Annotated in this window: 22 protein-coding genes and 3 pseudogenes; 9 read left to right on the forward strand and 16 right to left on the reverse strand. The window is 69.8% G+C overall.

Annotated features, from left to right (window positions below; translation table 11 throughout):
* Nucleotides 1-34 precede the first annotated feature (34 nt).
* On the reverse strand, nt 35-1,606 hold the full coding sequence (locus OG395_RS52230; protein WP_327249730.1) for a FadD7 family fatty acid--CoA ligase: 1,572 nt from the start codon (nt 1,604-1,606) through the stop codon (nt 35-37).
* 274 nt (nt 1,607-1,880) lie between these two features.
* Between OG395_RS52230 and oxc the strand changes: the two genes are divergently transcribed.
* A complete protein-coding gene (gene oxc, locus OG395_RS52235) occupies nt 1,881-3,632 on the forward strand; it encodes an oxalyl-CoA decarboxylase (RefSeq protein WP_327249147.1) in 1,752 nt (583 codons plus the stop codon).
* An 89-nt stretch (nt 3,633-3,721) separates the two neighbouring features.
* Nucleotides 3,722-4,978: a formyl-CoA transferase gene (frc, locus tag OG395_RS52240; RefSeq protein ID WP_327249148.1), complete on the forward strand. Its 1,257-nt coding sequence runs from the start codon at nt 3,722-3,724 to the stop codon at nt 4,976-4,978.
* A 145-nt stretch (nt 4,979-5,123) separates the two neighbouring features.
* On the opposite strand, the gene OG395_RS52245 is transcribed toward frc, so the two are convergent.
* On the reverse strand, nt 5,124-5,567 hold the full coding sequence (locus OG395_RS52245) for a PAS domain-containing protein (protein WP_327249149.1): 444 nt from the start codon (nt 5,565-5,567) through the stop codon (nt 5,124-5,126).
* 226 nt (nt 5,568-5,793) lie between these two features.
* Here OG395_RS52245 and OG395_RS52250 point away from each other — a divergent pair.
* A pseudogene (locus tag OG395_RS52250) lies at nt 5,794-5,943 on the forward strand (TcmI family type II polyketide cyclase); the annotation flags it as partial.
* Nucleotides 5,944-6,327: 384 nt separating this feature from the next.
* On the opposite strand, the gene OG395_RS52255 reads toward OG395_RS52250, so the two are convergent.
* Entirely contained in the window at nt 6,328-6,501 is a 174-nt protein-coding gene (locus OG395_RS52255) for a hypothetical protein (protein WP_327249150.1), read from the reverse strand.
* A gap of 585 nt (nt 6,502-7,086) precedes the next feature.
* Between OG395_RS52255 and OG395_RS52260 the strand changes: the two genes are divergently transcribed.
* Complete coding sequence (locus tag OG395_RS52260) at nt 7,087-7,536, forward strand: spore-associated protein (protein WP_327249151.1); 450 nt, start codon at nt 7,087-7,089, stop codon at nt 7,534-7,536.
* A 321-nt stretch (nt 7,537-7,857) separates the two neighbouring features.
* Nucleotides 7,858-8,076: a hypothetical protein gene (locus OG395_RS52265; RefSeq protein ID WP_327249152.1), complete on the forward strand. Its 219-nt coding sequence runs from the start codon at nt 7,858-7,860 to the stop codon at nt 8,074-8,076.
* Between the two features lie 32 nt (nt 8,077-8,108).
* Here the strand turns inward: OG395_RS52265 and OG395_RS52270 are convergent, their stop codons facing one another.
* Nucleotides 8,109-8,528, reverse strand: coding sequence for a CoA-binding protein (locus OG395_RS52270; protein ID WP_327249731.1), 420 nt, complete (start codon nt 8,526-8,528; stop codon nt 8,109-8,111).
* Nucleotides 8,529-8,681: 153 nt separating this feature from the next.
* On the opposite strand from OG395_RS52270, the gene OG395_RS52275 reads away from it, so the two are divergent.
* The gene (locus OG395_RS52275) at nt 8,682-8,813 is read left to right on the forward strand and encodes a hypothetical protein (RefSeq protein WP_327249153.1); all 132 of its coding nucleotides are present in this window, start codon (nt 8,682-8,684) and stop codon (nt 8,811-8,813) included.
* Between the two features lie 114 nt (nt 8,814-8,927).
* Here OG395_RS52275 and OG395_RS52280 read toward each other — a convergent pair whose 3' ends face one another.
* Entirely contained in the window at nt 8,928-10,160 is a 1,233-nt protein-coding gene (locus OG395_RS52280) for an MFS transporter (RefSeq protein WP_327249154.1), read from the reverse strand.
* Between the two features lie 387 nt (nt 10,161-10,547).
* On the opposite strand from OG395_RS52280, the gene OG395_RS52285 reads away from it, so the two are divergent.
* Nucleotides 10,548-11,192 carry a dihydrofolate reductase family protein gene (locus tag OG395_RS52285; protein WP_327249155.1) on the forward strand — a complete coding sequence of 215 codons (645 nt, stop codon included), beginning with the start codon at nt 10,548-10,550 and terminating at the stop codon, nt 11,190-11,192.
* Between the two features lie 106 nt (nt 11,193-11,298).
* Here OG395_RS52285 and OG395_RS52290 read toward each other — a convergent pair.
* From OG395_RS52290 to OG395_RS52305, 4 genes and pseudogenes are all read right to left on the reverse strand, one after another.
* Nucleotides 11,299-11,424, reverse strand: a pseudogene (locus OG395_RS52290) (IS21-like element helper ATPase IstB); the annotation flags it as partial.
* 433 nt (nt 11,425-11,857) lie between these two features.
* Nucleotides 11,858-12,427, reverse strand: coding sequence for a FlgD immunoglobulin-like domain containing protein (locus OG395_RS52295; RefSeq protein ID WP_327249732.1), 570 nt, complete (start codon nt 12,425-12,427; stop codon nt 11,858-11,860).
* Nucleotides 12,336-13,397, reverse strand: a complete 1,062-nt coding sequence (locus tag OG395_RS52300; protein ID WP_327249156.1) for an alpha/beta hydrolase — start codon at nt 13,395-13,397, stop codon at nt 12,336-12,338. Before OG395_RS52300 ends, OG395_RS52295 begins: the two co-directional genes overlap by 92 nt.
* A gap of 24 nt (nt 13,398-13,421) precedes the next feature.
* Nucleotides 13,422-14,438: an esterase/lipase family protein gene (locus OG395_RS52305; RefSeq protein ID WP_327249157.1), complete on the reverse strand. Its 1,017-nt coding sequence runs from the start codon at nt 14,436-14,438 to the stop codon at nt 13,422-13,424.
* 60 nt (nt 14,439-14,498) lie between these two features.
* Here OG395_RS52305 and OG395_RS52310 point away from each other — a divergent pair, with 60 nt between their 5' ends.
* The gene (locus OG395_RS52310) at nt 14,499-15,773 is read left to right on the forward strand and encodes an ISL3 family transposase (protein ID WP_327241761.1); all 1,275 of its coding nucleotides are present in this window, start codon (nt 14,499-14,501) and stop codon (nt 15,771-15,773) included.
* Here the strand turns inward: OG395_RS52310 and OG395_RS52315 are convergent.
* The 3 genes from OG395_RS52315 to OG395_RS52325 all read right to left on the reverse strand — a co-directional run bounded on the left by OG395_RS52315 (nt 15,724) and on the right by OG395_RS52325 (nt 20,014).
* Nucleotides 15,724-16,194, reverse strand: coding sequence for a hypothetical protein (locus OG395_RS52315; protein ID WP_327249158.1), 471 nt, complete (start codon nt 16,192-16,194; stop codon nt 15,724-15,726). The two genes, OG395_RS52310 and OG395_RS52315, sit on opposite strands and share 50 nt — an antisense overlap.
* A gap of 902 nt (nt 16,195-17,096) precedes the next feature.
* Nucleotides 17,097-18,536, reverse strand: a complete 1,440-nt coding sequence (locus OG395_RS52320) for an amidase (protein WP_327249159.1) — start codon at nt 18,534-18,536, stop codon at nt 17,097-17,099.
* Entirely contained in the window at nt 18,533-20,014 is a 1,482-nt protein-coding gene (locus tag OG395_RS52325) for an APC family permease (RefSeq protein ID WP_327249160.1), read from the reverse strand. Before OG395_RS52325 ends, OG395_RS52320 begins: the two co-directional genes overlap by 4 nt.
* Nucleotides 20,015-20,080: 66 nt before the next feature.
* Between OG395_RS52325 and OG395_RS52330 the strand changes: the two genes are divergently transcribed.
* Nucleotides 20,081-20,722: a TetR/AcrR family transcriptional regulator gene (locus OG395_RS52330; protein ID WP_327249161.1), complete on the forward strand. Its 642-nt coding sequence runs from the start codon at nt 20,081-20,083 to the stop codon at nt 20,720-20,722.
* A gap of 871 nt (nt 20,723-21,593) precedes the next feature.
* Here OG395_RS52330 and OG395_RS52335 read toward each other — a convergent pair.
* The 4 genes and pseudogenes from OG395_RS52335 to OG395_RS52350 form a co-directional block, all read right to left on the reverse strand.
* Nucleotides 21,594-22,286, reverse strand: a pseudogene (locus OG395_RS52335) (HAD family hydrolase); the annotation flags it as partial.
* A gap of 91 nt (nt 22,287-22,377) precedes the next feature.
* The gene (locus OG395_RS52340; RefSeq protein ID WP_327249162.1) at nt 22,378-23,460 is read right to left on the reverse strand and encodes an ABC transporter ATP-binding protein; all 1,083 of its coding nucleotides are present in this window, start codon (nt 23,458-23,460) and stop codon (nt 22,378-22,380) included.
* Between the two features lie 8 nt (nt 23,461-23,468).
* Nucleotides 23,469-24,302 (reverse strand): ABC transporter permease, encoded by an 834-nt coding sequence (locus tag OG395_RS52345; RefSeq protein WP_327249163.1) that lies wholly within the window; start codon nt 24,300-24,302, stop codon nt 23,469-23,471.
* Complete coding sequence (locus OG395_RS52350) at nt 24,290-25,192, reverse strand: ABC transporter permease (protein ID WP_327249164.1); 903 nt, start codon at nt 25,190-25,192, stop codon at nt 24,290-24,292. Before OG395_RS52350 ends, OG395_RS52345 begins: the two co-directional genes overlap by 13 nt.
* Nucleotide 25,193 lies beyond the last annotated feature (1 nt).

The raw sequence follows: 25,193 nt of genomic DNA on the forward strand, positions 1-25,193 counted from the left end.
GAGGCGGCTCCGGCCGGCCCGCCCGGCCGCGACGTCACCGGGCGAAACGCAGCTGGACCGCCTGCCGGTCCAACGCTCCTTTGGCCGTGCGCGGCAGCGCCGGGACGACCTGGATCCGCTCGGGCACCTCGAAAGGGGCCAGCCGGCCCCGGCAGTACCTGACGATCTCCGCGGGCTCCGCGTCCTCCTCCTCGCGCAGCACCACCGCCGCCCCCACCCGATGCCCGTGCCGCTCGTCCGGCACGCCGAACACGGCGGCCTCGGCGACGGCGGGACAACCGCACAGTACGTCCTCGACGTGCTCTGGGGAGACCTGGTCGCCCGCCCGCGTGATCAGGTTCCTGATCCGGCCGGTGAGGAACAGGGCGCCGTCGGCGTCCAGATGCCCCAGGTCCCCGGTGCGCAGCCAGCCCTCACCGAAACCGTGCACCGTCGCCGCCGGATCGGCGAGATAGCCCCTGGCCACGCTGGGGCCGCGTACCCAGACCTCGCCCTGCACGCCGGGCGGGCACGCCTGCCCCGACGGGTCGACGACCTGGATCCGTGTCCCGGTCGGCCGGCCCACCGAGCCGTGCTTGGACGTACCGGGCGGCGGCAGGGGTTCACTGCTCGCCTGATGGGCTGCCTCCGTCATGCCGTAGGCCGACAGCAGTGGTACCCCGAGGGTGCGCTCCAGGGCCCGCTGGGTCGCGGTGTTGAGCGGAGCGCTGGAACTGCGGGCGAAGCGCAGGGGCGGTGCGAGTGGCGGGGGATGTTCACCGGCCGAACGGTCGAGGAGGATCTCGTGGATGGCGGGCACCGCGGTGAACCAGGTGGCCCCCACCGCGCGCATGTCGTCCCAGAACGTGTCGGCCGAAAAGCGCCCCCCGGCCGGGAGCAGCACGCAGCCGCCGCCGGCGAGCGTGGCGAGGAGCGCCGCGACCAGCCCGTGCGTGTGGAAGAGCGGCATGACCGCCACCGTCGCGTCCCGCGGCCCCAGTTCGTACGTCGCGCACAGCACACGCACCGCCGCGGCCACGTTCTCGTGGGTCAGCGGCACCAGGCGGGCCTGGTCCATAGTGCCCGCCGTCGACAGGATCAGGGCGTCGTCCGGGGAGAGGCCCGGCGTGGGTGCCCCGTACAGCCCGAGCGGCGCGTGCGTCGTGTCGAGCGTGACCACGCAGGGGGCGCCGGGCCTGACCCGTACCCGCACGGGCCAGGCCGGCACGCCCGCGGGTGCCTCGGGCCCGCACAGCACCACCTGCGCCCCGAACACCCCGAGCCGCGAGCCCAGCTGACCGGGAGGCAGGGCCGGATCCAACGGGGCGACAACCGCGCCGGCCCGGGCCGCACCCAAGAGAGATACGACGAACTCGACGGTGTTCGCGGCGACCAGTCCCACCGGGTCCCCGGGCCGCACCCCGGCGGCCGTCAGCCGGCGGGCCAGGTCGTCGGCGAGCGAGGCGAGGCCGACGTACGACAGCGCGGTGCGCTCCGCACCGACGACGAGGGCCCGCGCGTGCGGACGCGCCCGCACGGGCCGGGACAGCAGATCGACGAGACCGGTGAGCGCGGGCGGGTGGTAGCGGTCCGGTTCACGCACGGACGTCGCGGCCACTGTGACCATCACCGCACCTCCTCACGCCAGTTGAGGCGAACAGCCGACAGAGCTGAAACGGTCGACTGCGAGCCTGCGGGCCATGGCGCGTGAGCGTCCAATGCGTAACTGTGAACGGCTGATAGTGGCCGACTATCACCGCAGGTGACAGGGCCCGTTCCCGCTGTTGATAAACGCTGGTTATCGGCTGGTCGCCGCCAGGTCTTGGACGGGGCGAGGGTTTGGTGCGGAAGGTGGATCCACAAGCCGCACAGCATCACTTGCCCAAGGAGGACCTCGGACCATGACAGCCCCGTCACCACAGGAGACAGCGGCGAACGCCGATGCACCGGCCGAGCTCACCGACGGGTACCACCTGGTCGTCGACGCTCTGAAGCTGAACGACATCGAGACCATCTACGGCGTGGTCGGCATCCCGATCACGGATCTGGCCCGGCTTGCCCAGGCCGAGGGCATCCGCTACATCGGCTTCCGCCACGAGAGCAACGCGGCCCACGCCGCGGCCGCGGCCGGCTATCTCACCAAGAGGCCGGGCATCGCTCTCACGGTGTCCGCGCCGGGGTTCCTCAATGGACTCGTCGGCCTGGCCAACGCCACCACCAACTGCTTCCCGATGGTGCAGATCTCGGGGTCCAGCGAGCGCCACCTCGTCGACCTCAAGCAGGGCGACTACGAGGAGATGGACCAGCTCGCCGCCGCGCAGCAGTTCTGCAAGGCCGCGTACCGCATCAGCCGGGTCGAGGACATCGGCCGCGGAATCGCCCGTGCGCTGCGCACCGCCGTCTCCGGCCGGCCGGGGGGCGTCTACCTCGACATCCCGGCCGCCGTGCTCGGCTCCATCATGGACAAGGCGGAGGGCGCCAAGACGCTCAGCCGGCTGGTCGACCCGGCCCCGCGCCAGCTGCCCGCGCCCGAGGCGGTGGACCGTGCCATCGAACTCCTCGCCGGCGCCGAGCGGCCGCTGGTGGTGCTCGGAAAGGGCGCCGCCTACGCCCAGGCCGACGACAGGATCCGGGAGTTCGTCGAGTCGACCGGCATCCCGTACGTACCGATGTCGATGGCCAAGGGCCTGCTGCCCGACGACCACCCGCAGTCGGTGGCGACCGCCCGCTCCCTCGCGCTGCGCAAGGCCGACGTCGTGATGCTCGTCGGAGCCCGCCTCAACTGGCTGCTGGGGCACGGGGAGGCGCCGCAGTGGAACCCCGACGCGAAGTTCATCCAGGTCGACATCGAGCCCAGGGAGCTGGACAGTAACCAGCCGATCGCGGCGCCGCTCGTCGGCGACGTCGAATCCGTGCTCGAGGCCCTGGCCGAGCGCGCCAAGCCGGGTCAGATCTCCGCGCCCACCGCCTGGCGCGAGGAGCTCGCGGCACGCTCCGCGCAGAATGTCGAGAAGATGGCCGGGCGTCTGGCGGCCGACCCGCACCCGATGCAGTTCATGGGCGCACTGCGCGCCGTGCGCGACGTGCTGCGCGACAACCGCCACGCGTACCTCGTCAACGAGGGTGCCAACGCCCTTGACATGGCGCGCAACGTCATCGACATGCACGTCCCGCGCCACCGCCTGGACGTCGGCACCTGGGGTGTGATGGGGATCGGCATGGGCTACGCGATCGCCGCCGCCGTGGAGACCGGCCAGCCAGTGATCGCCGTCGAGGGCGACAGCGCCTTCGGGTTCAGCGGTATGGAGCTGGAGACGATCTGCCGGTACCGGCTCCCCGTCACCACCGTGATCATGAACAACGGCGGTGTGTACCGCGGAAACGACGTCAACCCCCTGGACGACGCCCCGTCTCCCACCACCCTGATGCTGTCCGCCCGGCACGACCTCATGATCGAGGCGTTCGGCGGCAAGGGCTACCGCGCCACCACCCCCGCCGAGGTCACCGCGGCTCTCACCGAGTCGCTCGCCGCGGGCGGCCCCGCCCTGATCGACTGCGCCATCGACCCCGGCGCGGGCACGGAGAGCGGTCACATCTCGCACCTCAACCCCAAGGGCATCACCGTCGGCAACATCGTGCCGTCGAAGAAGTGACCGTTGGCAACTCCTGACAAAGCAACCTCTCAACGTGCGTACGGACAACCACTGTTCTCCACGCAACCCATCACGAGAAGGACTCAGACATGAGTGAACAGCCGCTCGCAGGCATCAAGGTGATCGACTTCACCGGGGTCCAGGCCGGACCCGCCTGTACGCAGATGCTCGCCTGGTTCGGCGCCGACGTCATCAAGGTCGAGCGCATCAACGGCGGCGACGTGACCCGCCAGCAGCTGCGGGACATCCCGGACCTCGACGCCCTGTACTTCACCATGCTCAACTCCAACAAGCGCTCCCTGGCGATCAACACCAAGACGCCCGAGGGCAAGGAGGTCATGGAGAAACTGATCCGCGAGTCGGACATCCTCGTCGAGAACTTCGCGCCCGGCGCCATGGATCGCATGGGTCTCGGCTGGGACTACATCCACGAGTTGAACCCGCGCCTCATCTTCGGCTCGGTCAAGGGCTTCAACGAAGACTCGAAGTGGAACGACCTCAAGGTCTACGAGAATGTGGCCCAGGCCGCCGGCGGCGCGGCCTCCACCACCGGATTCTGGGACGGCCCTCCCACCATCTCCGGCGCTGCCCTCGGTGACTCCAACACCGGGATGCACCTGATGATCGGCCTGCTCACGGCGATCATCCAGCGCGACCAGACGGGGCTCGGCCAGAAGGTCTCGGTCTCGATGCAGGACGCCTGCCTCAACCTCACGCGGGTCAAGCTCCGCGACCAGCAGCGCCTGGAGAAGATCGGCTACCTGGAGGAGTACCCGCAGTACCCGCACGGCGAGTTCGGCGACGCCGTGCCGCGCGGCGGCAACGCGGGAGGCGGCGGCCAGCCCGGCTGGATCCTCAAGTGCAAGGGCTGGGAGACCGACCCCAACGCCTACATCTACTTCACGGTCCAGGAGCAGAACTGGAAGCGCACGGCCGAGGCCATCGGCCGCCCGGAGTGGGCCGAGGACCCGGAGTACAGCACCGCCAGGGCCCGCCAGCCACACATCATGGAGATCTTCGGCGAGATCGAGAAGTGGCTCGCCGACAAGACGAAGTACGAGGCCGTCGACATCCTGCGCGAGTGGGAGGTGCCGTGCGCCCCGGTCCTGTCGATGAAGGAGCTCGCCGAGGACCCCGACATGCGCAAGAGCGGCACCATCGTCGAGGTGGAGCAGAAGGAGCGCGGCACTTACCTGACGGTGGGCAGCCCGGTGAAGTTCTCCGGGTTCAAGCCGGACATCAAGGGCGCGCCGCTGCTTGGCGAGCACACCGACGAGGTCCTCGCGGACCTGGGCTACGACGCGGACGCCATCCGTAAACTGCACGAGGGTTCCGTCGTCGCCTGACGTCGTGTCCGCCTGGTGACAGGGGGACACAGGGGGAGGTGTCCCGCGCGCGACCAGCGTGCGGGACACCCGCGTGTGCGGACCCGGAAGAGCGAGGAGGGCAGGGAACCCGGGGTTCCCTGCCCTCCTCGCTCTTCCGCGCGTTTCACACGGTCGTGGCGCGAACGTTCGCGTCGGCGAGGCGGCGGCGCAGCTCCTTCTCCTGGGCGCGGCGCGCGGTGACATCACGGATGACCGCGCCCACATGTCCGGCGCCGCCCTGCGGATCCGGCAGGAGGCACACGCTGAACTCGATCGACAGGCTCGCCCCGTCGGCCTTGAGCGCGGGCACGGTCAGCAGGTCGCTCGCGCCGTAGCGGGTCGTGCCCTTGGCCATTGCCGCGTGGAAGCCGTCCCAGTGCGGGCGCCGGTGCCGCTCGGGGATGATCAGGTCGAGACTCTGTCCGAGCACCTCGCTCTCCTTCCACCCGAAGATCCGCTCCGAGCCGCTGTTCCAGAACTGGATGAGCCCCTCGCTGTCGACGATGACGATGCCGTCGGGCGCGTGGATGGTCATGTGCGCGAGCAGTTCGGGGTGAGGGACTGTCATGGCTCCTCCGGGTGGCGCGACGCGGGTGTACGACGATCGCGAGTATACTGGATACAATCTCCCGGTCGAGAGGTGATCTGGGAAGTAGTGAAGAGTTGCTGTCGTGCAGTTGACGAACCGACCGATCCGGGAACCTGGGGGCCTTGAACGAGTCCCTTGGCTCGAAAGTCTGGATCCGACAGCTCGCTCGCCCAACGCCCGTACGTGCGCCCGCATCAGCTATGTCATGAGCAATCGAGCATCGGAAAGGCTGAGCAGGCGCGGCACACTGATCGTCGCCCATATGGTGAGCGGCGCCGGCACCGACGTGGCCCCGTTGTTCGCGGAGTTCGCCGCGACGAACATGCCTCACCGGATGGGAACTCGGCGCCGCCAGCCGGAGTGCGCGCGTATGTCGGGTAGGTGGCCCATGAACCAGCGCCGATCGCCGGCCTGCAGCTGATCGGTGACTTCCGCGGCGCGCTCGTCTTGGCGGAAGCCGATCGCGCGGGCGGGGCGAGGGCCGGCCAGGTAGCGGGCCGGTGGTTCGCCTGTCCGGCGTCCGCGGTGGCGCGGGCCACGCCGGGGGAGGCATGAGCGGCCAGGACCACTGCGATCAACTGCAGTCCGGAGTGTTGGTCGCGTAGCGCAGGTGCACTGGCCGTGCGCAGGGCTCAGCCGGCGGCGCGGGCACGGCTGCGGCGTCCCGGTCCGGGGCTGACATCCAGCAGCCGCCGCTGCACTTTGGTTCGGTGCAACGGCGGCTTCGGCAGGGCCGTTACTACAGCTCGCGCTCGATCTGGCTCTCGCTGACCTTGTCTTCGCGCATGGTCGCCTCGTTCTGGACGGCGTAGCGAGCTTGCGCCCCGCTGCCCTCGGCGCTGCGGATCTCGCCCCGCTGAAGCTCGTCCTTCTGGTCCCGGTACTCCACGTGCTGACCCTTGCGGTAAGGCATGGGAATCTCCAAGTCTCGTGTGGGTCGGTGGGGGGCTGCCCCTGCACGTTCGGCAGGGGCCTCGCCCTCTTGGCGCCCGCGACTATCGCCAGGCGTACTGACAGCCCACCTCCAACTACGCGCACCAGCAACCACTGCGGGCCGAATGGGTGACGCCTCGTCCACCCTGCTGACGAGGTGGTCGCCGCGCAGCCACGCCGACCGCACCCGGTCCGGCGGGACGCGGCGGCCCCCGTCCAGCTCGTGCAGTTTGCCATCTCTCACGTTCGTGTCAGTGGCAGCGACAGCAGCGGTGAGGGCGGCCGGTCTCGGGCTCTTTGCCCCGGTCACCGAGATGACGGTGGCAGCCGTGTTGCTGACGTGGAGTGAGAGATCTGGCTCGGGGCGACTGTCGTGAGGCGTTACCGAGCAGGTGTAACTGCTGTCGTGGTTGCGAGAGATCGCACTCCGGCGCCACGGGATCCTGCCCTGATCCCTCGATCCGGTTCGCCCAGCAGATCTGTGTGCACCCGGTACAACCATCCTTGCCCCTCGGGGGTCACATCAAGTGGGAGTAAACCGCTCCCAGAGCCACATGGGGGAAATATGGGAAACGCGCGTAATGTCGCGGTTGTTGGGGCGTTAACCACACTGGTGGCGGGCGCCACGGCCGTGTTCGGCACGACCGCCTCGGCCGCACCCAACGTCACACCGCAGGGCGTCTGCGGCGGTGCCTACAGGACCGTGAACTCGGTGCCCGTCGGTTCGCTGGGCACCGTCTATCTGACGTACAACTCTTCGAACGGCAAGAACTGCGTCGCGACCATCCGCTCCAACCCGGGCACGGCCAAGGCCATGTCCACGTACATCTACGTCCCCGACACCGACCAGTGGGCCGGGGACTCCGGGAACTACACGTCCTACGCGGGGCCGGGCTACGTCTACGGCAAGGCCCACTGCGTGAGTTGGGGCGGCAACATCGCCAACGTGTACGTGTCGGTGGAAAACTCCAACTGTGCAGCGCTCAAGGAACGCCGGGTCACCGAGATCCGCTGATCCGGTTCATCAGCCGGCCGCGAGTTCCCGCGCCACCGCTACCCGGAGTCGGACTGCCTTACCGTTGACGGTTGCCGGGAAGGTATCCATGAGACTCAGGCGGCGCGGGATCTTGTAGTGGGCCGGCTTGCCACGGCAGAAGCGGGGGCGACGTTGGTCAGGGATGGGCCGCCGCCGCACTCGACCTATGCCGGGCGCGGGTGTGGAGGCGGCCACGACGGACTGCACGCTGGAGTATGACCTGACAGGCGCCCTGACGGCAGTCGCATCCAACAGCCCCTCGCCCGGAACACCTGCAACGACCGCGGCCAGCTCCTGACCGTGGACAGCCCGGCCGGCACGTCGAGCTGCACGTACGACGACGGTCGTATGGCGCACCGCCCGGCCACGGTCGGCTCAGCCGACTACTTCTACGACAGCACCGGGCGCCTCGACTGGGCCTTGGGCTCCGGCACCGGCAACGGCGTCTGGTATGACTACGACGCCGCCGGGCGGCCGTCGCCGGAGCGGTACGCCACCAAGCCCATCGGCTGTGAGTGATGTGTGATCGCGCAGTGGCTGGCTGGGGAGCGTCAGCCTAGTCCCAGCCGGGGTATCTCCCGTCCCGGGGAGCGGTCCATCACCATCAGCAGGCCGGCCTCGCGCGTCCTGTCGTAGGCGGCCTCGTCTATGACGTCCAGCTGGAACCAGATTGCCTTGGCGCCGATCGCCAGAGCCTGGTCGGCGATGCCTCCGGCGAGGGCGGAGTTGACGAACACGTCCACCACATCCACCGGGAAGGGGATCTCCGCAAGGGAAGCGTAGCCCTGTTCGCCGTGCACCGTGTCGGCCTTTGGGTGCACGGGCACCACCCTCTTGCCGATGCGCTGCAGCTTCTCGGCCACGCGGTAAGCGGCCCGTTCGGGGTTGTCGGACAGGCCCACCACGGCCCAGGTGTCTCCGGCAGCGGTGAGAATCTGCCTTATTGTCGCGTCATCGCCATAAAGCGTCATGCCCGGCACCACCGTCCGGTGGTGAGTTCCGCACCAGTTACCGCCAACCGCGTGATCACGGGGAGCGCCAGGTCTGTGGACTTCGTCAGTCGCATGAGTAGACGTTAGCCAGTTTGAATACTGTATGCAATAGCGAGTGTCATCGAAGTCTGAGTGTCACGGGTACTGGTCGTCAGGGGTGGCGGTGGGCTCGCGGGTGCGTACGCGACCGGCGGTCCGGCGCACCTCTCGGGCGCGGGTGTGGACGGGGCGCACGACCCCGACGAACGAGCCGAGGCCACCTGATCGCTACCGCTGGTCAGCCCGTACTGGACGGGATGAGTCGTCCGCGCACTGTCCTCCCGACGTTGAACGAGTCCAAGCATCTGTCCGTAGTCGCTGTCCCGATGGGTGAGCTGATCATCTCGTTGGAATGTGAGGCGGGATCTCAGAGTTGATTCGGCGGCCCCACGCAGCACGCGCCTGGGCTGCGGCCAGCACTGCCATTGCGGAGGTTGCCGCCGCAGCGATCGCGAAGCCGCCGTGTGCGCCGTATGCGTCCACCGCGCGTCCGGACATCGCTGCCGCACCGGCCGAACCTGCGGCGCTCGCCGAGTTCAGCCAGGTAAACGCCTGGGTGAGAGCCGCCCGGTTTACAGATGCTGCTGTGAGCACTGAGGAGAGCACCAGGATCGGGGGGACGGCCCGGCCGGTGACAGCGAGCGCGAGCCCCAGCCCTGGAAATGAGTCGGCAGCGAGCAGCGGCAGGCAACTGAGTGCCAACCCGGCTGTCACGAGCGCCAGTTGCATCTGCGGCGCGCCGCGCCACCGGCGCAGACCGTAGAGCCACCCAGCCAGCAGGCTGGCGCAGTTCGACACCGCGTAAAGCGGCGCGGCCGTGTCCGCCGCGCCGTGCTCTACCGCGAAGGCCGTCACCGAGACCTGCATGGCGCCGAAGTGCAGGCCCAGGGTGAGGTTGACACCGACCTGCGCCGCGAAACCCGACTGCAGCAGCGAGCGTCCTGCGCGCTTGCGCTCAGCAGCGCCCGCCGTCGCAGGCGCTGTGCGGCGCTGTGCTGCGAAGGCCAGTCCGCCACCAACCACCAAAGTCGTGGCCAGCACCATGCCATGTGCCGGGTCGCTGTTCGCTCCGACTGCGGTGACCAGGGCCGGTCCGGCCAGGTAGCACAGCCCGTTGCTGAGCGACTCCAGGGCGAAGGCGGTGGGCAGCACTGCGGCCCGCTCGCCTCGTAGCAGTGCCGACCAGCGGGCGGCCGACAGCGCGCCGAGCTGCGGGATCGTGGCGCCCACTAGCGATCCGGCCGCCGTCATCAGCCAATTCGGACTGCCGTTTTCGACCAGGGCCAGCAGCGAACCCACCGCGGTGGTGTGGGCGAGGAGGGCAGGTGGCAGCACGCGGGTCTGGCCGAAGCGGTCGATCAGCCGGGCGAGTTGAGGCCCGACCAGTGCCTCGGCGACAGCGAAACCGCCGGTCACCAGGCCGGCCGCGGCGTAGGAGCCGGTTTGGCCGTGTACCAGCCAGATGATGCCGAGGCTGGTCATGGCGATGCCGATGCGGCCGACGGTGGCGGTGAGGAAAAAGGCTGCGGCACCGGGGGTACGGAGCAGGGTGTGGTAGGTCGCCGACGACACGGCGCGTCCCTTTCGCTGCCCGGCGGGGCGGACCACACGGGGTCGTCGGCGTCCTGATGTGCCGACCCGTGGTCATCGCCTGGAATCGTCCAGTGCTGGCGTGGAGCAGGGACGCGCACCCCACGCCGACTCCATCACCGGGCAAAGGTCTCTCGAGAGGTGTACAAACAGACCGACCCTAGGCTCTGCGGATGGGCTGCGTCCAGACGGTCTGGCGTTGTCCTCAGGCAAAGTCGAGCAACTAGCAGCTGATCGGACGTTACTGTTCCTGTTGCGCCCGTCGTCATTCCGCCAAAGCCCAGTTTCTGACCGTTCACGGCCGCAGCGACGAGTTTGCCCGGCCCGGCAAGTCTCACCTCTGTCATCGTCCCATCACAGGAGGAACACGTGGCTCAGCTACTGAGAGTCCAGAACTTCACCGTCTCGAGTGACGGAATCGGTGCCGGTGAGGACCAGACCCTCGAGAGGCCGTTCGGTCATGTCGATCCCGAGAGGCTGTTCGCCTGGGCCGGTGCCACGGCGAGCTGGCCCATGCGCACCGACCCCGGTGGGAGCCGGGGCCTGGACGACTACCTCACGCGGGACTTCGCGCGCAACATCGGCGCCGAGATCATGGGCCGCAACAAGTTCGGGCCCCAGCGCGGTCCCTGGCACGACCATGAGTGGCAGGGCTGGTGGGGTGACGAGCCGCCGTTCCGTACCCCGGTATTCGTCCTGACCCACCACAAGCGTCCTTCGCTCGCGCTGTCCGACACCACGTTCCACTTCGTCGACGACGACCCGGCCACGGTCCTCGAGCAGGCCCGGGAGGCGGCGCAGGGCAAGGACGTCAGACTCGGCGGCGGGGTTACCACCATCCGGCAGTTCCTCGACGCCGACCTCGTCGACACCATGCATGTGGCGGTCTCTCCGGTGAAGCTCGGGTCCGGCCTAAAACTCTGGGAGTCACCCGATGAGCTGCTCGACCGGTTCCAACTGGAGGTTGTTCCCAGCCCGAGCGGGATGACACACCACCTGTTCTGGCGAAAGTGACCGGCCCTCAGGGCTGGCCCTGGCCGGCTGTCTTGCCTCTCGGGGCTGCCCTGAGGCGGGCCCTGGAATCGCGTCTCGGGCGGTCAGCCGACCTTGGCGAGTCCCCAGCTCGTGCCCGAGTGGAGGGGAGCCGGTAGGAGTCGGTGCCGGTCTTGATGATCGTGCCGTTGAACGTCAGGCGGTCGATGATGGCCGCGCGGGGTCGGGGATAGGTGAACGTCTTTGTCCACCCATCTGGGGCTCACACTTGTGCCGGTATTGAAGTGCGAGCGGAGGGCGATTCACCGGTGGGTCTCCACCCTGGCCGGCTCAGCCCCAGCACCCCGCGAAAGCGGGTGCGGCGCACGGGTTGCGGGTGACGGACACGATCCTGCCGCCCTGGTGCTACAAGTCCCCGCAGGTCCCCGAGGTCCTGCCGCTGCTCTACCTGCACGGGCTTTCCTCCGGGGACTTCGCGCCCGCGCTGTCCGCCGCACAGGTCACCGGCCCTCGCGTGCCGGTGCGGCGCGACGCAGACTCATCGCCCACTCAGGTCAGGAGAGCAGCCCGCCGGAAAGATGAGCACCGCCACCACCCGCCGGCGCGGAGGTTGACGGTGTACAGGGCTCCGGTTCCTTCCCCGAGGCGGCCTCGGGGAAGGAACCGGCTCCCATGCGGCGCTGTGCTCAGCCAGTGACCTTCACGACGCCCGAAACCGTCGCTTCCGGGCCCACGCCGTCCGCCGGGGTGGCGGTCAGCTGCCAGGTGTAGCCGCCAGTCGCCACCGGGGTGCCCGACTCGGAAGTACCGTCCCAGGTGACCCGTACTGCGCTGAGCGTGTCCTCGCCCGTCCAGGTGCGGACGATCTCGCCAGTCGCGCGGTGGGTGAGCGTCACCTGCCAGGACGCTGCGGGCTTGGAGAGCCACCACGCGGCAGCCCACTCACCGGCCGTCGTTCGGGGTGCGGCGGTGCGGGCGACGCGCAGCGGAGAAACCGAGTGTTGCGGCGCGGTGACGTGAACGGTGTCGTCCGCGCCGACCCAGACGAGCTTGCCGAGGCCCGCGTCGAGGGTCCAGGTGGTGCCGCGCCCGTCGCCATTCGCGGACTGCTTCAGGCCCGTGACGGTGCCCAGGCCGGCCGTACTGCCATCCGTCTGCAGGGCTTCACCGGCCCGCGGTGAGGGTGTCCAGGAGGGCGGCGGTGAACTCCTTGGGTTTGTCGATGTGTACGGCGTGGCCGGCGTCGGGGATGGCAGTTTCGCGGACGTGGCCGCCTGCGGCGGCGTAGTGATCGAGTGCGTGGCGGGTCTGGGCGAGCATGGGTTGGGCAGGGCAGTGGTAGGCGCCGGGCCAGCCGGGTACGACACCGAGTGCACCGAGGTGGGCGAGGTCGAAGAGCGAGGTGTCGGAGACGATGAGATCGTCGGTGCCGCGGATCCAGCCGATGGGCGGTTTGGGGTCAATCCGGTGCAGGTCGTCAATACGGAAGTGGGTGGGGGCCATGGCGTTGAGGACACCTCGGGGGCCGGGGGCGGTGCCGGGCCAGTGGTCGCTGGGACGGGTGTCGCCGGGGTAGTGGTCGTCTCCGGTGCGGGTGGAGAGCATGGCGTCGACGAAGGCGTCCTCGAGTGCGGGGCGGAGCGGCGGCTTTACGTAGCTGGAGGCAAGGACGGCGCGGGGGGAGAGCGGTGAGTCCTCGCTGCGGTCGCCTTCGGTGAGGCGCTGGACGAATTCAGGGTTGACGGTGCCTGCGCCGGAGCCGGCGCCGTCGCGGTGGTTGAGCCGGCCGTCGGGGCCGTGGGTACCGCCGAAGCCGTAGGGGGAGACGGGGTTGACGAGGGTGAGGCTGCGGACGGCAGTGGGGTGATCGCGGAGGTGCTGGAGGGCGATGCCGCCGCCCATGCTCCAGCCGACGAGGTGGACGCGGTCGAGGGCGAGGGTGTCACGCAGGGCGGTGAGGTCGTCGCTGTACTCCCGGAGGCCGTGGGTGGCGTCGATGGGCAGGGGGTCGGTGCCGCCGAAGCCGCGGAGGTCGATGGCGAGGGGGCGGTAGGCGTGGGGCAGGTCGAGCATGGCCTGCTGCCAGAAGGTGGCGGCGGAGACGTTGCCGTGGACGAAGAGGACGGGTTCGCCGGTCCGGTCGGGGAGTTCGAGAAGGTTGACGGTGAGCCGGGGGGTGGTGATGAGTCGAGCGTGGATGCCGGGGAGAAGTGCGGGCGCGGTCATGGTCCGTCCTTGAGGAGTGGCAGGTCAGCCGAGCCAGGCGGCGATCTGGGCGCAGGCGGAGGAGTGCCAGCCGAGTTGGAGGTGGTTGGCGGTGGTGATGAGGGATGTGCCGGCAACGTTGGCGATGCCGGTGCGGTCGAGGGCACTGTTGACGAAGACCACGCCGTCGCTGGGGCCGCGGTTCTCGTTGTAGATGCCGAGGACGTTGGGGGATCCGCCGGCGAGGAGATAGGTGGCGACGGTGCCGGGGATGCCTGCCTTGTGGAGGGGGGTGATCAGGGAGCCGGCATCGATGGCGGTCTGGATGCCACTGCCGGAGGTGTAGAAGCCCTGGCCACCGTAGTAGGTGGTGTACCAGTCTTGTTGGGTCATGTCGATGCCGTAGGCGGTGTCCCAGCGGGCGAGCATCTGGCGCTGTCCGGGAAAGGCGTCGTAGCCGTTGGTGGGAGTGAAGGCGAATTCGGGGTGGGCGGTGTAGGTGCCGTAGCAGGTCATGTAGAGGTGGGGCGAGGGGGCGTTGACGCTGCCACCGCATTGGGGCCAGACGCTGAAGTCGTGGGCCCAGCCGTGGGCGTAGGGGTAGTCGTAGCCGCCGTTGGGGCCGCCGAGAGTGATGAGGCGGCGTACGTCTCCGGCGTAGGGACGTCCCCAAGTGGGGTGCAGTGAGGAGACGTAGGCTCGGGTGGACATCTCCCCCTTGCTCCAGCCGACGAGGTCTACCTGGCTGACGCCGAGCCGGTCCTTGATGACGGCGATGGCGTCGCCGACCTGCTGGGCCTGCATCAGGTTGTCGCCCTGCTTATGGGCGAAGTTGATCGCGAAGACGCGGTAGCCGCGGTCGGTGAGGTACTGCATGAGTCCGGTGCTGGGGCAGGAGATGGTGCCGCAGCCGTAGCCACCGGCTTCGCCGGGGTTGGCCCAGGCACGGTCGGCGTTGTCGTTGGCGCCGTGGACGAGGAGGACGGGGGTCGGGTGACTGCCTCTATTCCGGCTCTCCTGTCGCTTCCGTGGGTCGCTGACCAGGGCTGATACGCAGAACACGCCGTAGCCCGGCTACGTTTCGACTTGCGACAGTACGAAACGGAAGAACCTGGATACGGCGTGCGATCTGCAAGCATATGGACTCGGCTGCTCGGAGTCGAACACACGGTGGTCGCGTCGGTCGAGGCCGAGGAGGGCAACGGCGCGGAGGCGGGCCCCTGGGATGTGGTGATCGTGGCCCATGCCCGCCCGGCGAAGAGGCGGCGGCAGCGGTGCGGGGTCTGCGGTCGCCGGTGCGCCCGGTTCGACAACGGCGAGGGCCGCCGGCGCTGGCGTGCCCTGGACCTGGGGGTGGTCCGGGCGTTCATCGAGGCCGACGCGCCGCGGGTATCCTGTCCCCAGCACGGTGTGGTCGTCGCCCACGTGCCCTGGGCCCGCCACGGTGCCGGGCACACCCTGGCCTTCGACGACACGGTGGCCTGGCTGGCCACGCACTGCTCGAAGACCACGGTGGTCCAACTGCTGAGGATCGGCTGGCGCACGGTCGGCGGCATCTGCGCCCGCGTGTGGTCGGACGTCGAACAGCGCGTGGACCTGCTCGCGGGCCTTACCCGGGTCGGCATCGACGAGATCTCCTACAAGCGGCACCACAAGTACCTGACCGTGGTGGTCGACCACGACAGCGGCCGGCTCGTGTGGGCGGCGGCCGGCCGGGACAAGGAGACACTGCGGTCCTTCTTCGACCTGCTCGGACCTGAACGCTCCGCGAAGATCACCCACGTGTCCGCGGATGCCGCCGACTGGATAGCGAAGGTAGTCGCCGAGCGCTGCCCGCAGGCGGTGCGGGTGATGGACCCGTTCCACGTCGTGCAGTGGGCCACCGACGCCCTGGACACCGTGCGCCGCGAGGTCTGGAACGCCGAGCGCGGCGGCAAGGGCCGCGCCACCCCGGGCTCGAAGTCACTGAAGAAGGCCCGCTGGGCCCTGTGGAAACGCCCTGAGGACCTCACCGAACACCAGCGCGCGCAACTGGAGTTCATCGCGAAAGCCCACCCCGTCCTGCACCGCGCATACCTGCTCAAGGAGGCCCTTCGCCTGGCGTTGAAGTCCGGCCCCGACACCCCCGAGGCCCTCCTCGACTGGGTGTCTTGGGCCCGCCGCTCCCGACTGGAGCCCTTCGTCAAGCTGCAACGGGCCATCGTCAAGCACTGGGACGCCATCACGGCGGCAGCCGAGCACTCCATGAGCAACGGGATCGTGGAGAGCATCAACACCAAGATCCGCCTGATCACCCGCATGGCCTTCGGCTTCAAGGACCCCGCAGCGCTCATCGCACTGGCCATGCTCAGCCTCGGCGGCCACCGACCCCACCTACCAGGGCGTCAAGCTGCATGAACCTACCCACGGAAGCGACAGGAGAGCCTCTATTCCAGCCGGGGGCGGAGTAGAGGAGAAATCGGCCGGAGTAGGGCTGTTTGACGCCGCTGAAGAAGGTGCGTCGCTGGCCGTCCTGATCGCCACGGCCGTCCGGAGGGTACTGCTCGGAATGAAAACCGCTGGTGGTGTCGAGGTAGCGGTCGACGCGATCCCAGCCGTTGGCAACGGTGGTGTAGGTGGCTTCGAGGGTGAGGTAGGTGGGTGGGGCGGCGTGAGCCGGTGTGGTGGCTGCTCCGAGGCTCAGCAGTGTGAGAAGCAGGCCGAGCAGGGTGCTCGTTACTCTGCGCATCGCGACTCTCCCGTCCGGGGCGGGCTCGGTGGTCCAGATCTGCCACAGTAGGGCGGTGCGGGAGACCTCCCCCATGGGGCTGACAGCCATAGATGCGGGTCGGGAGGGTGTGCGGTGTCGCCATGCGCTGAGGGACGCGTGGGCTCCCCGGAGAGGGACTCGGCGATGCGGACTGGGCATTCCCGAAGAGGTTCACAACTGTTGGGCCGGCACATCGTTTTGGCGAGCATGGGCACGATGGGGTGATCGGCGCGATGAGCTGCGGGTATGCCCGGCGGGGTGTGGGTCACGTTCTCGGTGCGATCGGGGACGCCGGGTGTGGTGTCAGCAGTCGGGGCCCCCGTGTCACCAGCGAGATGGTTCGGGGCCTCCCCGTCGCCTCTGGCCACACCCATATGGCCAGGTCGTAGGGATTCCGCCCGCCTGGAACGGAGCGCATACAGGATATGCGTCGCCGCCCGGGATGCGAAAGCGGAGGACCAGTGCGCCCAAGACCGTTCGGGGCGTGCCGGTGAGCCAGGACTCACTCCTGCTCACTGCCCAGGAACGGTGGAGCTGTCGTCCACGCCGACGCGGTGGACGCGGATGAGGTTTCCGGAACCGGCGAAGCCCGGTGGGGAGCCCGACGGTGACGACGACGTAGCCCCTGCGGGCAGGGCGGCCGCAGGGGGTGGTGCTGTCGAGCTTCTCGTCCAGCGAGGTGAAGCCGACGTCGTGCTCGCGCAGGGCGGCGACCGGGGGCGACGCCGACCACCTTCTGCGCGAGGCCGGCCACGACCAGGAAGCCGACCTCGTTGAGCGGAAGATCCTGGCCCGCAACGTCATCCCCGGCCACTGGGCCTTCCGGACTGTCGAGGCGTACGACCAGACCTGTTGGTGGTCAGTTGAGACTCCCCACTCGCGGTCACGTGGTGGGGAGCTATCTCACCGCGAATGTCGCAACGGGTAGCCGTGCGCGCGGTCGCGATGCCGAGAGGGACTATCGGCACATATCAGATACTCTCCCCGGTCAGATCCGGACGCCAGACGGGATCGGCCCACCAGCGGTGGATTTCTTCCGCGGTGGCGCCGATGTGGAAGGGAGTGGCGTCGTCGTAGGCGCGGCCGACGATCTGCGCGCCGGTGGGGACGCCGTTGGCGGCACGGCCGGTGGGGATGTTCAGGACGGGGTGGCGGCTTGCGACGTTGAAGACCGGTGTGAGGGCGGCGCCGAGGTAGAAGTCGAGGTAGGTTCCGTCGACTGTGACGCCGTGGTCGACGTAGTCGTCGTCGGCGAGGAAGCCGGTGCTGCCAAGGGTGGGGCAGATAATGGCGTCGTAGTTCGCGAACACGTCGGCCAGAGCCTGCTGGACGTCGGCCTCCATGCCCAGGCCCGTGAAGAAGCCGTGGGCGACGAGGGCTTGTCCGGCCCGGTCGGCGAAGCGGCGGGCGTAGCGGCTCAGCCGGTCGTCGTCGCCGAGCTCGGTGATCATCGGCCCGAAGATGGCGCCGTAGTGGATCAGGGCCGCGGTGAACACGGTCTCCTGGGTGATGGGTATCGCGACTTCCTCGACCTTGATCCCGGCGCCACGCAGGGAGTCGGCCAGGGCGCAGGTGTTCGCGGCGACGTCCGGATCGATGGGGAAGTCGCCGATGGTGACCGCGAAGGCGACCTTCAAGCCGCGGGCCTTCGCCGCGTCCGGGACCACCGGCCGGGTCGCCGGGAGTGACACGGGATCCACCGGGTGCGCGCCGGCGATCAGGTTCTGCAGCAGCGCGGTATCGGCGACGGTGCGGGCCATCGGTCCGTCGTGGCAGTAGGTGTCCAGGTTGAACGGGGGCATACCCGGGACCCGGGCGTATGGGGGTTTGAACCCCACCACTCCGCACAGCGAGGCGGGCAGCCGGATGGAGCCGCCGATGTCGGATCCGGTGGCCAGGATCGTGGTGCCCGCGGCGAGCGCGGCGCCGGAGCCGCCGGACGAACCGCCCGGCCCGTAGCCGAGATTCCACGGGTTCCGCGTGACTCCCCACAGCGCGGACTGGGTGAACGCCGCACACGAGTACTCCGGTGTCGTCGCCCGGGCGTGGACCACGCCGCCGGCCGCAAGGACACGCTCCACCACCGGGTGGGTGATCGGCGAGGGAGTGTCGTCCGTGAGCAGGGATCCGAGGCGGAGCGGAAGCCCAGCTATGGGCTGCTCCTCCTTGACCGCGACGGGGATCCCCTCCAGCGGACGCGGCTCGCCGCCGCCCCGGCCGGCGTAGCGGGCCTCGGCCTCGACCGCGGCAGCGCGGGCCCGCTCCTGGAGCCGGTCGCTCAGAGCGTTGACGACCGGCTCGACGGCGTCCGCCCGGGCCTCGACCGCGTCAAGGACCTCCACAGGCGACAGCGTCTTGGTCCGGTAGGCCTCCAGCAGCTCGTGCGCGCTGAGGTAGTGCAGATCTGTCATGAGCTTTCCTTCGTGTTCTGTGTCGCATCAGTGCTGGCGAGCACGGCGTAGAGGTCGGGCCGACGGGCCCGGAGGCGGAGCGCGTACCCGGCCCCGCCGAGGCCGAGCAGCACCACCGGGCTGAGCAGAGCGCCGTTGATCCAGCCGGTGCGGCCGGTGAGCAGCTCGAAATTGGTGAGCATCAGGTACAGGCCGGCGGCGAGGCCGACGGCGGCGAGCGCAGGAGCGGCCTTGACCCGTGCGAAGTGGTGCCCGCGGTCGTCCTTCCAGAAGAACCGGATGACCGCGAGCGCGCACAGCACCTGGAGGGCGACGATCCCGATGATCCCGACGCCGTTCGTCCACAACAGCAGCTGCATGTACGGGTCGGCGTGGACGAGCGCTGCGAACACCACGACGACCACCGAGACCGCAGTCATGACGACGCTGGCCACGTGCGGCGAGCTGTGCTTCGCGTGGGTGCGGGCGAGCCGGCGGGGCAGGAGCCGTTCCCGGCCCAGGGCGAACAGGTAGCGGGTGCTGGCGTTGTGGAACGCGATGAGCGCCGCGAAGATGCTCGTGACGATGAGCACTTCCATCACGGATTTCGCTGTGTGTCCGACGAACTTGTCGGCGAGGTCGAAGTACATGTTCCCGAAGTCGTCGGACCGGGCCAGGCTCACGACGCCGTCGGCTCCGAAACCGACGGTCGCGGCCCAGGTGGCGAACGTGTAGAACATGGCTAGGAAGGCGACGGCCAGGTAGGTCGCGCGAGGGATCGTCCGCTTGGGCTCCCGCGCCTCCTCCGAGTAGATCGCGGTGCCCTCGAAGCCGATGAACGCGCCGAGGACGAGCACGAACATCCCGCCGGCGCCGGCGCCGAACACCTGGCCGGGCTGGAAGGAGCGGGCTGACATGCCATCCGGGCCTCCGGTCACCAGCACGGCCACCGCCACGACGATCAGGATGAGGACCTCGGCCGCCATGAACACCCCGAGCACTCGGGCGCCCACGTCGATCTGGCGGTAGCCAAGGAATCCGACGACGGCCACCGCGGCCAGCGCCCACACCGGCCAGGGAACTGTCACACCGGTGAGGTCGGCCAGGGTGTTCCGCGCGAAGTAGCCGAACGCCCCGTAGAACCCGGTGCAGATCGCGCAGTACGAGAGCAGCGCGACCAGCGCTCCCCCGACGCCGACGGGCTTGGCCAGGCCGCGGGAGATGTAGGCGTAGAACGCTCCGGCGTTCGCCATGCGCTCGGACATGGCGGTGAATCCGACCGCGAACACGATGTAGACGACGCCGGCGAACAGGTAGGCCGCGGGCGCGCCGATGCCGCCCAGCCGGAACGCCAGGGGTGCGCTGCCGGCGACCACGGTCAGCGGCGCGGCGGCGCCGACGACGAAGAAGACGATGTCAAAGGTGCGGAGCTTCCCGCCGGCGAGCCGCCCGGCGGGAGCGTCGGGAGCGGGGCGGTCATCAGTGATCGGCACAGTCATGAGCGGCTCCTGAGAGACACTGGAAACGTACTTAGTACGGTAGGGTGTACGGAGTATCCTGACCGGGTGACCACACGTCAAGAGGCCCAGCGGCGACCGCGCGGATCGCTGTCCCGTCAGAGCATCGGCGCCGCGGCGCTGCGCGTGATCGAGCGCGACGGACTTGACTCCCTGACCATGCGCCGAGTCGCAAGTGAGCTCTCCTGCGGGGTGATGAGCCTCTACTCCCACGTGACCGATGCCGACGACCTGCGCGGCGTCGTGGTCGGGCAGCTCATCGACCGCATGGACCTGCGCCCGCACGGAGGGGAATCCTGGCAGGACGCGACGCGCGGGATGCTGAGCACCTACGCGGACCTGGCCGCCTCGTTCCCCCGCTCGTTCGAGCTGCTGGCCCTGGCCGACGCCGACCAGTGGCCGGTCGCCCCACACATGGAGCGGCTGGTCGACCTGCTCGTCACGGCGGGGCTGACCGAGGAGGACGCCTTGACCGCGCTGAGCGTGATCGACGCCTACGCGTCCGGATTCCTCGTCATAGCCGTCCGGAACCGGCCGACCGTCGCCTCGGCCGAGCGGGCCGCTCCGCACCGGCACGATCAGCTCGCCCGGCTGCACCACCTCGACTCCTACGGCACCGGGTCGGAGGTCATCATCGCAGGGCTGGAACAGCGCTTCGAAGGGCGTCGGGCCGGGCGAAAGCCACGATGAACGTCGCTGCCGCCACTGCCAAGCGCCGGCGTTGGGGGCCGCGCTCAGCTCGACGGGACCGGCGTGGGCGGCGGAATGGACGAACACGCACTGGCGGGACGCCACCGACGGCGACGCCGGAGGGGGCGGCGGATCGGCCGCCCAGTCGGGCGTCTGCTGCTCGGCGCGGACGCGGACTTGCAGGGCGCGGAGATCTCGCGGGGGAAAGTCACGTTCCGGGCGCTCACGTCGGGCCACCACACATCCCCGATGACCTGGAAGCCGCCGTCACCGACGAGACACGTGCGCATCCGCCCGATCCACGCATCGAGCGGATGTTCGCCGTCCCGCCAGACCAGCCCTCTGCCACCGCCCATGACCGTCCTCCCCTGTACCGGATCCCGGCCACCCGCTGATCGTTCAGGGCAGGGTGACCGTGGCCCGACGGGGGGGCGCAAGCAGTGCCCGGCGGTGATGCGGAGTGGCAACGCGGTGCCCCTGGCGAGGACTTCGACCGTGAACCCGCTACATAGTCCACGATTGACTGTTCGTGGGTATGGGGGCACCAACTCCTGGGGTGGCGACCCCACCTTCTACCAGGGCATCGGCGAGGCGTGGAAGGCCGTCGGCATCTTCGAAGCGTTCGCCGGCGAGGCGTGGAAGAGGTCGCCCATGCCGGCGGGTGGTGAGCTCGTCGTCGAGGAAGCGCGGGCACTGGGGGAGGGCGGCGTCGAAGGCCGGGTCACACGCGCGGCCGAGGGTGCGGTGGCGGGGCCTGGCGACGCCTTGCGGCAGGGGCAGGGGCGGATCCGTCGTCGGGCCCGCCCGGGACACACGCCCCCTGAGCCGGCGTCGGCTCGCTGAGCGCACGCGGCCCCGGCACCCCGGCGCGCACCAGCGCACTCAGCAGCCCCGGGGACACCTCTTTGAGGCTCCCGAGAACCGTGCGCCGGGCCGTCGGCTCGATCGGTGCGACGGACGGGACCGCGAGGACGTGGCAGCCCGCCGCCTCTGCCGAAGCGACGCCCGTGGGAGTGTCCTCCACGGCTACACAGGCGGCCGGGGCCACACCCAGGGCTTGGCAGGCAGCGAGGTACGGCTCGGGGTCGGGTTTCGTGCGGAACGTGTCGTCGGCGGTGACCGTGGTGGTGAACCGGCCTGCGCCCAGCGACTCCAGGGCCTTCACGACAGTGTCGGCGACGTGCCGCGGCGAGGCCGTGACAAGGGCGGTGGGAATGCCCTCGCCGCGCAGTGCCACAAGCAGTTCGACTGCGCCGGGGCGCGGCACGACGTCGGCACGCACCCGGGCCGCGAACTTCCGGTGGAGCTCGGCGGCGACCGCGCCGACCGGCGCGCCGGCGGCCCGGCCCAGCACCATCGCTGTGTGCTCCACGGGGCGACCCAGCACATCCGGCTGGTCGACTGCCGTGAGCACGTACCCCAGCCCGGCAGCCACCTCGTCGACGGCCCCCCACCACAGCTGCTCGGTGTCCACGAGGGTGCCGTCCATGTCGAAGAGCACGGCCCCCAGCGCGGGTGACTGGACGGGGGTGGTGCGGGAGTGCTTCACAGAGGTCTCTTTCAGAGGTTCGGCGTAGTGCGGGGTGGTGGCGTATGGCAGGGCAGAACGCCCGTAGCCGTCCGGCGGGCATTCCGGATGCGGCGAGCGCCGGGTCTCAGCCGCGCCGCGCCGCGACCAGCACCGGCCGGTCGGGGAGGGTCACGGTCACGGCGGAGCCCGGGGCGAGTGCCGCCGCCTCGTGTGTCTGCAGGTCGGCCTTGACCTCGGTGCCGTCGGCGAGGCGGACGGTGACGCGGGTGACGGCGCCGAGGAAGGCGGTGGCGACGACCTGGGCGTCGCCGGTGTCGTCCGCGGCGAGCCGGACGGCCTCGGGGCGAAGGAGGACGTCCACGTCGTTGTCCTCGCACGGCTCGCCGTCCACGGGCAGCCGTCGCCCCAGTACCGCCACCGTCGTGCGCCCGGCGTCGAGGACGCCTGGGATCCGGCTCATGGTGCCGACGAACTCGGCGACGAACGCAGTGGCGGGCCGCGCGTACAGCTCGGCGGGGGCCGCGCACTGCTCCAGCCGCCCCGCGCGCATCACGGCGACCCGGTCGGCCATCGAGAGGGCCTCTTCCTGATCGTGCGTCACAAAGAGGGTGGTGATCGCGAGTTCCTGCTGCAGGCGGCGGATCTCCTCGCGGAGTGTCAGCCGTACCTTGGCGTCGAGCGCGGACAGCGGTTCGTCGAGCAGTAGGACTCGCGGGCGCAGCGCGAGCGCGCGGGCGAGCGCGATGCGCTGCTGCTGTCCGCCCGAGAGCTGGTGCGGGAAGCGCGCGCCTTTGTCCCCGAGGCCGACCAGCTCCAGCAGCTCGGCGGCGCGGGCCCGTCGCTCGGCTGTTCGCACCTTGCGCATGCGCATGCCGAACGCGACGTTGTCGAGCGCGCTGAGGTGCGGGAAGAGGCTGTACGACTGGAAGACCATCCCGGCGTCGCGGCGGTGGGCCGGCACCCGGGTCACGTCCTCGCCGTCGACGAGGACTTCGCCGGAGTCCGGGTGCTCGAACCCGGCGAGCATGCGCAGCGCGGTGGTTTTGCCACAACCGGACGGGCCGAGCAGGGCGAGGAGTTCACCAGGCCGCGCAGTCAGGTCGAGGCCGTCGAGGGCGACGGTCGCGCCGAACGTGCGGCGCATGCCGCGGAATTCGACGGTTGCGGCGCCGGTCGTGGCGGCCTTCTCCAGCATGGTGATCGTCATGGTGGGGGTCATCCCTGGGAGGCGGTACGGGAGGGGGTGCGGCGGCCGCCGAGGGTGGCGACCGCCAGGAGGAGTGCCCAGGTCATGAACAAGCTGAGCACGGACACGGCGACGGACATCTGGGCCTGCGAGCCGCCGATGCTGTAGATCCAGACGGCGAATGGCTGGAAGCCGAGGAGTTGGGCGACGGTGAACTCGCCCAGGACCAGTGCCAGCGTGAGGAACGCCGCGTTCAGCAGCGCGCCGCGGAGATTCGGCAGCACCGCGCGGACGAGGGCCTGCGGCCAGCCCGCGCCACAGCTGCGGGCGGCCTCGACGAGCGTGCGCACGTCAACCGCGCGCAGCCCCGCGTCGAGGGCACGGTGGACGAACGGCAGTGCCATCACGACGTAGGCGAGGACGAGCACGATCGGGAAGCCCGGGTTCTGGAGTGCGACGAACGTCTGGAAGAGCGGCGTCGTCGAGAGGTACTCGGGACCCCACTTGAGGACCGTTCCGATTCCGGCGACGAACGCGATCGGCGGGACGATCAGCGGCAGTGAGCAGACGACCTCGACGACGGGCCGCAGCCGGGGAGCGCCCAACCGCAGGGCGACCATGGCGGGCACCATCAGCAGGAGAACGACGGCGATCGTGGCGGCGGCCAGCTCGAGGGAGAGCAGCAGGCTCGGCAGGAAGCCGTGGGTGCCGAGGATCCGCGTATACGCCTCGACGTTCAGGCCCTGACCCGGCACGTCGACCGTGAAGATGACGGAGGCTGCCAGCGGAACCAGGAAGTACAGCGCGGCGACGGCGAGAACCGCGGCCCGCCAAGGGCGGAAGGTGGTGTTCAGGCGAGCCATCGCGCGCTCCGTCGTTGCAGGGGCAGGTACACGGCCATCACCAGGCCCGCGACGAGGACCATGTCGAGGCTGAGTGCCAGCGCCACGTTCTCCTGGCCGACCAGGACGTTGCCGGAGATGGCGTCGGCGATCTGCAGGGTGACCAGCGGGACCGAGCTGCCCACCATCGCCGCGGCGGTGGCGTAGGCGGCGAATGCGCTGCCGAACAGCAGCACCAGGCCGCCGAGCAGCGACGGCGCGAGCACCGGCAGGGCGACGTGTCGCCAGTACTGGGCATGCGTGGCGCCGTTGTTCTGTGCGGCTTCGCGCCACTGGGAGCGCAGTCCGTCGAGGGCGGGTGTGATGGTGAGGACCATCAGCGGGATCAGGAAGTAGAGGTACGTGAGGGTCAGACCCCAGAAGCTGTACAGCGTCCAGCCCGTGTCGGCGAGGCCCAGGTGGCGTGTGAGGACGCCGGAGTTGCCGAGCGTCGCGACGAAGGCGAAGGCGAGCGGGACACCGCCGAAGTTCGCGAGCACCCCGGAGGCCGTGAGTACGGCCTCGCGCAGTGCGCGGAAGCGGGAGACCACCACGGCCTGGGCGAGCAGCAGCCCGAGGAGTACACCGATGGCGGCCGAGACGGCGGACAGCTTGACGCTGCCCAGGAGCGCCGTCAGATAGGCGCCGTGCAGCGACGCCGTCAGATTGGCGGTGGTGTAGGACGTGGCGCCGGTTGCCGGGTCCTTGACGGTGAAGGCGCCGTTCAGCATGGCCAGGGCCGGGATCCCGAAGGCGATCGCCACGAAGACGAGCAACGGAACGACGGCGAGCCACCCGGCGCGCCGGCGCCGCCGCCCGGAGGGGGCGGCGGGCGCGGCGTCGGCGCGAGTCGGCGCAGAGGTTACAGGCATG

Source organism: Streptomyces sp. NBC_01320, assembly GCF_035974375.1.
GTDB classification, from domain to species: Bacteria; Actinomycetota; Actinomycetes; order Streptomycetales; family Streptomycetaceae; genus Streptomyces; species Streptomyces yanii.